General features: G+C 69.5%; 8 protein-coding genes and 1 pseudogene. 2 read left to right on the forward strand and 7 right to left on the reverse strand.

Annotated features, from left to right (window positions below; all coding sequences use genetic code 11):
• The first annotated feature begins 34 nt into the window (after positions 1-34).
• Both A5713_RS05755 and A5713_RS05760 read left to right on the forward strand, forming a co-directional pair.
• Positions 35-1,018, forward strand: a complete 984-nt coding sequence (locus tag A5713_RS05755) for a ParB/RepB/Spo0J family partition protein (protein ID WP_068093520.1) — start codon at positions 35-37, stop codon at positions 1,016-1,018.
• 255 nt (positions 1,019-1,273) lie between these two features.
• Entirely contained in the window at positions 1,274-2,026 is a 753-nt protein-coding gene (locus A5713_RS05760; RefSeq protein WP_068093523.1) for an acetyltransferase, read from the forward strand.
• Here A5713_RS05760 and A5713_RS05765 read toward each other — a convergent pair.
• The 7 genes and pseudogenes from A5713_RS05765 to A5713_RS05795 form a co-directional block, all read right to left on the reverse strand.
• A complete protein-coding gene (locus A5713_RS05765; protein WP_068093526.1) occupies positions 2,023-3,243 on the reverse strand; it encodes an N-acetylmuramoyl-L-alanine amidase in 1,221 nt (406 codons plus the stop codon). The genes A5713_RS05760 and A5713_RS05765 overlap by 4 nt on opposite strands.
• Positions 3,244-3,377: 134 nt before the next feature.
• Positions 3,378-3,731, reverse strand: a complete 354-nt coding sequence (gene trxA, locus A5713_RS05770; RefSeq protein ID WP_068058520.1) for a thioredoxin — start codon at positions 3,729-3,731, stop codon at positions 3,378-3,380.
• Complete coding sequence (gene trxB, locus A5713_RS05775) at positions 3,728-4,735, reverse strand: thioredoxin-disulfide reductase (RefSeq protein WP_068093528.1); 1,008 nt, start codon at positions 4,733-4,735, stop codon at positions 3,728-3,730. The genes trxA and trxB overlap by 4 nt, the downstream gene beginning before the upstream one ends.
• Positions 4,736-4,825: 90 nt before the next feature.
• On the reverse strand, positions 4,826-5,554 hold the full coding sequence (locus A5713_RS05780) for a hypothetical protein (protein ID WP_068093532.1): 729 nt from the start codon (positions 5,552-5,554) through the stop codon (positions 4,826-4,828).
• Positions 5,547-6,158 carry an RNA polymerase sigma factor SigM gene (sigM, locus tag A5713_RS05785; RefSeq protein WP_068093535.1) on the reverse strand — a complete coding sequence of 204 codons (612 nt, stop codon included), beginning with the start codon at positions 6,156-6,158 and terminating at the stop codon, positions 5,547-5,549. The genes A5713_RS05780 and sigM overlap by 8 nt, the downstream gene beginning before the upstream one ends.
• A 68-nt stretch (positions 6,159-6,226) precedes the next feature.
• A complete protein-coding gene (locus A5713_RS05790; RefSeq protein WP_068093537.1) occupies positions 6,227-9,850 on the reverse strand; it encodes a lipid II flippase MurJ in 3,624 nt (1,207 codons plus the stop codon).
• Positions 9,847-10,389: pseudogene (locus A5713_RS05795) on the reverse strand (hypothetical protein); the annotation flags it as partial. The pseudogene A5713_RS05795 and the gene A5713_RS05790, both read right to left, overlap by 4 nt.

Consider the following 10,389-nt stretch of genomic DNA (forward strand, 5'->3'; position numbering starts at 1 on the left):
AACGTGATTGACCACCATCCGTGAAGGGACGACCATGACGCAGCCGTTACGCAAGAAGGGCGGCCTCGGCCGGGGCCTGGCTTCGCTGATCCCGACCGGTCCCGCCGAGGGGGACTCGGGTCCCGCGACCCTCGGTCCGCGGATGGGCGACGCCGCAGCGGACGTCTTGATCGGCGGACCGGGACCGGACCTGGCCCCGGCCGGCGCGGTCTATCGCGAAATCGCACCGGGCGACATCGAGCCCAACCCGCGCCAGCCACGGCAGGTGTTCGACGACGAGGCGCTCTCCGAGCTGGTGCACTCCATTCGCGAATTCGGTCTGTTGCAGCCGATTGTGGTGCGCGCGGTCCCGGGCGCCAAGACCGGTCCGCGGTATCAGATCGTGATGGGGGAGCGGCGCTGGCGGGCAGCCCAAGAGGCCGGGCTGGCCACCATCCCCACCATCGTGCGCGAGACCGGTGACGACAACCTGCTGCGCGATGCCCTCCTGGAGAACATCCACCGGGTACAGCTGAACCCCTTGGAAGAGGCGGCGGCATACCAGCAATTGCTCGACGAGTTCGGCGTCACCCACGATGAACTCGCGTCGCGCATCGGCCGCTCGCGGCCGTTGATCACCAACATGATCCGGTTGCTCAAACTGCCCATCCCCGTGCAGCGGCGGGTGGCCGCCGGCGTGCTGTCGGCCGGCCATGCCCGCGCCCTCCTCTCGCTGGAAGCCGGGCCCGAGGCGCAAGAGGAACTTGCCAGCCGCATCGTCGCCGAGGGGCTGTCGGTGCGGGCGACCGAGGAGGCGGTGACGCTGGCCAACCGCGCCGGCACCAGCGCCCCGGCGCCCCAGCGGCGCAAGCCGATCCAGATGCCGGGGCTCCAGGAAGTCGCCGAGCGGCTGTCCAACGCCTTCGACACACGAGTGACGGTGAGCCTGGGCAAGCGCAAGGGGAAGATCGTGGTGGAATTCGGCTCGGTGGACGATTTGCAGCGAATTGTCGACATGATGACCGCCGCGCAGGCCTGACCAGCCATACCCTGTAATTACGTCACTGTGACACCGAAGCGGCAAACAACGGGCGTTCTCTGCCGTAGGATTACGAAAACGCGTGCGTTCCAAAGATTTTCGGTAACGAACCGGTGGGGACGGTAACGCTTCCAGCGTCGTGGGGCCGTGATCGGCGCCTCGACGGCAAAGCTGGCCCGATGGCGACCCACTCTCTTATCCTGGAGAAGTTGCCGGTGCAATTGGCTGCAGTACCGCACAGGAGCCAGGAGGCTAGTGTCCGCTCGAATCACCCCGCTGCGCCTCGAGGCCTTCGAACAGCTTCCCAAGCATGCTCGCCGCTGCGTGTACTGGGAGGTCGATCCGGCGACGCTCGGTAACCAGGACCATCTCGCCGACCCGGAATTCGAGAAGGAAGCCTGGCTGTCGATGGTCATGCTGGAGTGGGGCTCGTGTGGCCAGGTCGCCACCGCGCCGTCGGACGAGCGGAGCCAAAGCGAGCCGCCGTGCCTTGGCTATGTGTTCTACGCGCCGCCGCGGGCCGTGCCGCGGGCGCAGCGCTTTCCCACCGCGCCGGTCTCCGCGGATGCGGTGCTGCTGACGTCGATGGGCATTGAGCCGGGGCAGGACGGCGACGATCTTCCGCACGGCCTCCTGGCCCGGGTGATCGACGAGCTGGTGCGGCGTGGTGTCCGGGCACTGGAAGCCTTCGGGCGCACACCGGCGGCTTCGGAACTGCAGGATCCGCTGGCGGCGAGCCCGGACGTGCGGCCGGTGCTGGAGGCCGTCGGTGACTGCTCGGTGGACCACTGCGTGATCGACGCGGAGTTCTTGCAGGATGCGGGTTTCGTTGTGGTGGCGCCACATCCGTACTTCCCGCGGCTGCGGCTCGAGTTGGACAAGGGCCTGGGCTGGAAGGCCGAAGTCGAGGCGGCTTTGGAACGCCTGCTGGAGAACGCGCAGCTGCAAGAGCCGGTCGGCGCCGGTTCAGTGGCGGGAAATACGTTGCGCGGGGCCGAAATCGGCTAGGGGCCGCCGAGCCGGCTGGTCCGCTCCACGGAGAGTTCGTGGGCCAGCAGTTCGGCGAAGGTGAACGTGCCCGTGGGGCGGTCGTTCTTGCCCAGCAGGTACAGCCGCTTGACCGCGGCGAGAATCCCTTCGGCGATGGCATCCCGCGTTTGCGTCGAGATCAACATCGCGCGGTCGTGCGGATTGGTGATGTAACCGACGTCAACCTGCACCGTCGGCATGCGGGTCAGGCGTAACAGGTCCCACGTCCGGCCATGCGTGCGGCAATCCCGTAACCCGGTGCGCGCCACGACTTCTCGTTGGATGAAGTCGGCCAGGTTGCGCCCGATCGTGGACACCGACCCGTGCGAGTTCCCGAAATGAAAGGAGGCGACGCCATTGGCCGCGGGGCTGGGCTGGTTCTCACAGCGCAGGCTGATCATCAGATCGGCGCCGACGTTGTTGGCGGTGGCGGCGCGTTCGGCGTCGGACGGGCTGCGGTTGACCGGCCGCGACAGGAAGGTTTCCATCCCGATGGCCGTCATCCGCCCCTCGAGCCGGCTTGCCAAGTCCCACAACACATCCGCTTCGCTGACCGGCCCTGCGGGGCCGTGCATCAGCTCGCCGAGGTCGGTGCCGCCGCGGCCGGGGTCGATGATGATCCGCTTACCCGACAGCTTGGGGCCCGATCGGCGGACCAGTTCTTCCTCGCGGATCGCATGCGGCGAGCCGCCCGTGACGCGTGAGCTCAGAAAATACAAGGAGCGCAACGTTTCTGGCCCACAGATGCCGTCGGCGGCCAGCCCGTACTCGCGTTGGTACGACATCAGCGCGTTGTGGGTCTGCAGCCCGAAGTGCCCATCGACCAGTCCGGTGTAGAAGCCGAGGTCTTGCAGGCGGGCCTGCAGGGTGGCGACGTCGTCGCCGTAGAGCGGGGCGCCGAATTGGTGATACAGGGTGCGCGCACCGAGCCGGTAGGAAGCCTCCTTCAACGCCCGATACGTGGCCTCGCCGACGATGCCGTCGACCAAGAGACCGCGGTGCTGCTGGAAGGCGCGCACCGCCTGGTCGAGTTCGGTGTCGAAGAGTTCGGCGGGCACGTGCCGGCCGGTCGCGAGGTCGTCTTCAAGGCTGTCGAGCAGCCCTAATGCGGCCAACGTAGCCCGGATTTCGGTCACGGCCGCACTGCGGTCACCACAGCGCAGCGCATCGCCGTATTCACGGCGCGGACTCGACATACCAAAGGCCCTCCGGGACACACTGACAGGCTCGCATCTGGGCAACAGCTAACCGTTATTGTCGCAGACGCATCGCAGATTCGGGAAAACCCCAGGCCGAACGTGGGGGGTGGTGCGGAGAATTCAAATCGCGATCAGCTGAGGTTGGGCACCGCGTCCGAGAGTTCACGCAGCAGGGCGGCCTTGCCTTTGGCGCCGACGATTCGCTTGACCGGCTGGCCGTCCTTGAACAGGATCATCGTGGGGATCGACACGACTTGGAAGTCACGTGCGGTCACCGGATTGGCGTCCACGTCGAGCTTGGCCACGGTGAGCTGCGCGGCCCGCTCGCTGGCGATTTCTTCGAGAACCGGCGCCACCATCTTGCAGGGCCCGCACCATGTCGCCCAAAAGTCAACAAGCACAGGCTTATTGCTGGACAGCACCTCCGTGGAGAAGGATGCGTCAGAGACTTCGATTGTGGCCCCGGCTTTTTCGGCGTCGGTCATTGAGGTGCTCCAATCATCTCGGTACTGCCAGGAAATTCGGTGGCGTCACTCTGGGCGGCCGAACTCGATTCGACGTGGTCGGCCAGCCAGCGTTCGGCGTCGATGGCCGCCGAGCAACCACTGCCGGCGGCGGTGATGGCCTGGCGGTAGGTGCGGTCCACCAAGTCGCCGGCGGCGAACACCCCGTCGATCGAGGTGGCGGTGGTGCGGCCCTGGACCAACACGTAACCCTCGGGGTCGGTGTCGAGGACGTCGCGCACCAGCTCCGAGCGCGGGTCGTGGCCGATCGCCACGAAGACACCGGTGACCGGCAGGGTGGCTTCCTCCCCGGTGACGGTGTCGCGCATCCGCAAACCCGTCACCGTCTGATCCCCGTCGACCCCCAGCACGGCCTTGTTGGTCAGGACGGTGATCTTCTCGTTCGCCCGGGCGCGTTCGAGCATGATGCGCGAGGCGCGGAATTCGTCGCGGCGGTGCACCAGGGTGACGCTGCGCGCGAACCGGGTCAGGAAGGTGGCTTCCTCCATCGCCGAGTCGCCACCACCGATGACCGCGATGTCTTGATCCTTGAAGAAGAACCCGTCACAGGTCGCACACGAGCTCACGCCCCGCCCCAGCAGCTCCTGCTCACCGGGCACCCTTAGGTAGCGCGCCGCCGCGCCCATGGCCAAGATCACCGACCGGGCGCGGACGGTCTCGCCCTCGGCGGTCGTGACCGACTTGACCGGCCCGTCCAGCGACACCGACTCGACGTCTTCCATCCGCAGATCGGCCCCGAAACGCAGGGCTTGCTCCCGCATCTGATCCATCAACTCCGGACCGGTGATGCCGTCGCGAAACCCGGGAAAGTTCTCCACCTCGGTGGTGGTCATCAACGCCCCACCGAACGACGTCCCCTCGAACACCACCGGCGCCAGCTGCGCCCGGGCCGTATACAGCGCCGCGGTGTACCCGGCAGGCCCCGAACCGATGATGATCACGTCGTGCACAGTGTCGGCGGTCATAGAACCCTTCCAAACGATCGTCCCTGGATTCCTACAAACGCCAGCGTAGGCACCGCTGTTCCCCGGCGCGTCGGACACCCGTGCATCACCCTAAGGGCCCGGGACCTGGGTGCTGGCCAACAAGCCGGTATCGGCGGCGTTGCAGTTGAGCGCGACGGCGTAGACCGCGAGGGTGTGCGGACTGTCACCGGCCACCACCAGCACGACGCCGGGGCGGGCGTTGATCTCCACCCGGCGCGCGCCCAGCACCTGTGTCGCCGACGGATAACCGAGACCGGTGAGGCATGAGGTGCGCCGGGCCGGGTCGCCGAGCGGGCCGTAGTCCGCGGTTTGGGTGAGCAGGCCGAGGATCTCCTGCTGCGACAGAGGGATCACCATGGGCGGCGTGGACACCGTGATGTGCTCGGCGGTGACCGGGGTGCTGGGGGCGGGCTGGGGCGCGGTGATCAGCGCCGCGGTTCCCACGCCGATCGCCGCGAGCATCGCGGCGACGCCGGCCACCGCGGCCACCACGCGCCCGGGCCGCGCCCGCGGCCGAGCCGAGTGCGCGGCGGGCGGGCCCGCCTTCGCGGATTCGAGCGCCGCCGAAATCCGGGCGGTGACCTCCGGCGCGACGTCGGGTGCCGGTTCGGCGCCAAGGGTGGCGACGTCGCACCGCACTCGATTGAGGGCGCGCAGCATCTGCTGGGCCTCCGGGTCGTTGCGAACCCGTTGGCGCAGGCGGGCCGCGGATTCGTCGTCCAGCAGGCCGGCCTGCAGGTCGGCAAGAAGCTCGGCCGTCAGGGGCGGTTCGTCGGCTTGGTGGTCGGCTTCATCCATCCGCCCCAGTGTCCGTCATGCGCTGCTTGACGGCCACGGGCGGGGCCGGGTCGGGGACGGTTTTGAGGTAGCCGAGCAGCTCGGCGAGGCGCACCCGGGCCCGCGCGCAGCGGCTCTTGACGGTGCCTTCGGCGACGCCCAGCAGCGCGGCGGTGTCGGCGACCGAGTAGCCCTGCATGTCGACGGCCACCACGGCCGCCCGCTGCTCGACGGGAAGCCGCATCAAGGCGCGCTGCACCACCATCGCGGTCTCGACCTGGGTTGTCCGATCGGGCACCGGGAAGACGTCCTCGAGCGGGACGGTGGGGTGGGCCTTCGTGCGCCGCAACCGGTCCAGACAGGCGTTGACGACGATGCGGTGCAGCCAGCTGCCGACGGCGGCGTCGTGCCGGAACGCGCCCGCGCCGCGGTGGGCCGAAAGCATTGCGTCCTGCAGCGCATCCTCGGCATCTTCGGGCGTGCGCGTCGTGAGGCGGGCCAGCCGGTGCAGCTGTCGTTGGTGGCGAAGGAACAACTCCCGGAAGGCGTGACGGTCGCCGGCGACGTGGGCTGCCAGCAGCTCGGCGTCGCTACGTTCGCGCTGAATGTCTCCCCGGGAGCCCACGGCCGGACAGTATCCAATCGGCTGCGGGGCGGCACTTCACCGCGGCACGGCGGTGTGAGCGCCGTCCGTCAGGACGCGGCCTGGACCGTGATCTCGAAGAAGCCCGCCTGGCTCTTACCGTTCGTCGTCCCGAGGGTGGAGATCCACACCAGCAGGTTCGACGTGGGGGAGCCTGCCCGGACCGGGATGACGTTGTGGCCGGGCTTGAGCGTGAAGGCCTGCGCGAGCACGGTGGTGTCGTTGAGGGTGGCCGGCGACGCCGTCGCCGACGAGCGGATCTCGACCTTGGTACCGGTGCTGGGCGTGTCGATGGTGACCTGTCCGACCACGGTCGGGTTGGGCAGCTGCAGCATCAGGCCTTCGCCCTGCTTGAAGCTCGGGAACGGGACGGCGTCGGTGTAGACCTCGGTCGCCCAGGCGGTGGACGGGTCACCGTCGATGGCCTGGCCGGCCGTGCCCGCGTTGTCGGCATCGCCGTCGGGGGAGTAGACGGTCGCCTTGATCGGTTTGACGATGCTGCCGGAGGCCGCGGAACTCGGGGCGGACGACGAGGTGGACGAGGAGGGGCCGTTGAGCCCGAGCTCGTCCTTGTTCAGGCCGCCGCCGACGTTGCCGAAGATCTTGCTCACCACCGACGCCAGGACCAACAGCGCTACCACGATCACGACGAGGCCCGCGCCGACGCCGATCAACACGTTGCGGCGCCGGCGCGCCAGGATTGCGCCTTCGTCTTGATCGGGGGCGACGCGGGGGGCGGCCGGCGACGGCGAATCATCGATCGGGCCCAGCACCTCGGTCCGGTCGGCCACCGCGGTCGCTTGCTGGAGCAAGTTCAAAAGCGTTGAGGCGCTGCGTATCCCGCCATCCTCTTGGACCGCCCGCACCGCGACGGCCGAAATCTGGAAGGGGATCTCGCGGTCGATGACCATCGGTTCGACCGGCTGGCCCGCCGAGTCGCGCTCGGCCGGGGCCAGGCCGCTACGCACGCTCGACTCCGTGAGCGGCCAGCGATTGACCAGCAAGGCATACAGCGCGGCGCCGATACCGCGGATGTCACCCTGCGGGTTGGCGTCGGGCATGGTCGCCGGGTAGGCGAGTACGACGTCGCCCTCGATGCTGACGCGAACCCGGCTCGGGTGGTCGATCGACAGCGCGACGCCCGCCCGGTGGGCCGCGTCAGCAGCCGCCGCCAGCGACTGCATGGCCCGCACGGCGCCGACCGGAGACGGCGCGGTGTCGGCCACCTCCTGCAGCGAACCGCCCCGCACCCACTCGGAGACCACCAGGCCGCCGTGGCCGGTGTGGACGACGTCGAGCACCCGGGCGATGCCCGGCTTGTCGATGCGGCTGAGCCGCAGGGTGCGGGACAGGATCTCCTGCAGCACGTCGTCGGGCAACGCCCCGTCGGGGTCGACGAAGGTCAGCGCGACCTGTCGGTCGAGGGCGGTGTCCAGGGCCTGCCAGAACTGCAGGGGCGGGGCGCCGCCGTGGAAGACCAACAGCCGGTAGCGGCCACCGGCGATGCGGGCCCCGGGGACCAGATGGACGTCGTCTCCGGGCGGATCCCCTCCGCGGTCGCGGGGCGCGTCGAACGGGGCGGGCCCGCGCCGCGCGTCATGCGCGACGTCGCCGTTGCGCTGGTCGGACGGACGCGACGTCGGCGGCTCGGGCTCACGGCCGGCCGGGATGTCGGGTTGGAAGTCGTCGGCGACCGGTCGTGGCAGCTCGGCACCCGACGCGGCGCTCTCGACAGGGCGGTCGGTCACCTCCGGTCCTTTCGCTATCCGGGCTGGGGTTGCCCGCTCCGGAGGTCTGCGCCGGATCGGCTCCTGGACCGCATTTACCCCAGGCGGGGACGAATTCCTCTGCTCAGGGTACGTGACCGGGGACCGGCGAGACGATTGATCCGCTGTCACCGGTTTACGGGGAACCGGCATGCGGCCGCCGAGGCGGCGCCGGACGGCGTCCAGGGCGGCCTGGGCCTCCGGGACGTGTGCGCGCAGCATGACCGCGGCCATGATCGGCAGCATGATGACCGCCAGGATGAGCAGGCGCAGTAACGAGCCCGCGCCGCCGCCGTGCGCGGTCAGCAGATCGAGCCGCAACAGCCGGTCGGCCACGTGGGCCACCAGTCCGGCCAGCATGGAGGCGGTGATCGTCACCAGGATGGTGCGCAGCTCACCCCCGCCGATCAGGTGGCCGCCGGTGGGCAGCAGGGTGTGCCGCAACAGGAGGTAACCGATGAGCGCGCCCGCCACAAAGCCGAGGCCGTTCGCCAGCCCCAGGTATCCGGCCACCAGCTTGGGGTCATGGGTGACGTGCGGCGCCAGCACGGATCCGACGATCTTGACGGCCGTGATGACGAGGATGATCACGATCGGCGTCCAGGGCTGCTCGCGTGCGTAGAAGACGCGCAGCTGGAGCAGCACCAGGCCGTAGGGGATCAGCGTGAACGCCGACAGGGCGATCGCGGCGCCCAGGTACCCGGCGTCGACCCCGCCGAAGTGGCCATAGGCGAACAGTGCGCTGCCGATCGCGGGACCGCCGACGGTCATGAAGGCCACGATCGGGATCAGCGTGATCAATGTCAGGCGGGTGGCCAACGACAGGTCGGCGAGCACGGCCGCGGTGTCGTCGGCGGCGGCGTTGCGGCTCAGCCGCGGCATGACCACGGTCAGGACGGTGACGCCGATCATGCCGAACGGCAGCATGAGGACCAGCCAGGTGTAGTTGTAGATCGCCGGGCCGGAGGCGGCGGCCGTGCTGGCGATCTGGTTGCCGACCACCAGGCCGAGCTGGCTGATCAACACGTAGAGCACCATCGCGGCGGCCATGGTGCCGAAGCGCTTGAGGCGGTCGTCGATTCCCCACAGGGGGCGCAGGTCGATGCGTTGTCTGCGCAGCGCCACCAGCAGGACGGCGGTTTGCGCGAAGACGCCCAGCGTGGTGCCGATGCCGAGGACCAGCAGCTTGGTGTTGCCCATCCGGACGGGGTCGACGGAGAGTTCGCCGGGGACGGCCGCGTACACCGCGAGGGTCGCCAGGGCGACGACGTTGTTGACCACCGGCGCCCAGGCGGTCGGCCCGAACACGTTGCGCGTGTTCAGGATCGCCATGAATACCGACGTGAGCCCGTACGCGAGTACCTGGGGGAGTAGCAGGTAGGCGAAGGCGGTGGTCAGCGGCTCGTTGACCTGCGGGTCGCGGCCGAGCATGAGCCGCACCAGCAGCGGCGCGGCGAGCACGGACAATACGGTCGCCACCAGCAGCAGCGCGGTGGTCAGCGTGACCAGCCGGCGCACGAACGCCGCGCCGCCGTCGGGGTCGCTCTGCTCGGCGCGGGCCAGCACCGGCACGAAGATGGCGGTGAAGGTCGCCTCCAGCACCAGCGCGGCCACCAGGTTCGGCAACTGGTTGGCCACCGAGAAGGCGCTGGACAGCGCGGCGCCGAGGATGGCCGCCAGCAGCACGACCCGGGCGAACCCGGTGAGCCGGCTTACCAGCGTGGCGAAGGCCATCGCCCAGGACCGCGACACCAGGGCGGCGTCGGACAGCTCGGGCCGCCGGCGATCGACGCCCGCGGGGACTGGAGGCAGGGGACCCGTGGGCGGCGAGCCGGGAACCCGGGGCCGCCGCGGCGGCTGTGGCAGGCGGTGCTGTCGCTGTGCGGCCTGCCGGTCGACGGAATTCATACTCGGTGCTCTTGTTCGACCCGATCGTCGGCCTTCGCGTGCAGGCCCGCGGATCCGGTGCCGGGTGGGTCGGGCCGGTCGAGGTCGGCCCGGTCGGGCTGGCCGCGGAAGCGGTGCCAAAGGCGGCGTCCGGCCAGCAGCACCAGCACGGCCGCGGCCGTCATGGTGATCGCGAACAGCACCTTGCCGTAGGCGTTGGAATGCACCGACAGGCGCACCGGTTCGCCCAGCCGCAGGCCGTCGGGGGTTCGCAGCGTCACGTCGATGGCGACCCGCTGGGTGAAGTTCACCTCGATCGGCACCCGCAGCGGTAGATACCCCGGCGGCAATTCGATCTGGCCGACGTCGGTGACCGTCATCCCGGGCGGGGCGTCGACCTGCAGGCGCACGCGAATGGGAACGGCCAGGCCGTTGTGCAGCGCGAGCGGCAGTGGGCTGTGCTCGGTGGCCAGGGTGTAGGAGCCGCCCGGGTTGACGATGGTCACCGCACCGAAGAGGTCGTTGATCGTCTTGCCGACGACGCCAAGGCGTTGCTGGGC

It is taken from the genome of Mycobacterium sp. E2497 (assembly GCF_001668695.1).
In the GTDB taxonomy this organism is placed as follows: Bacteria; Actinomycetota; Actinomycetes; order Mycobacteriales; family Mycobacteriaceae; genus Mycobacterium.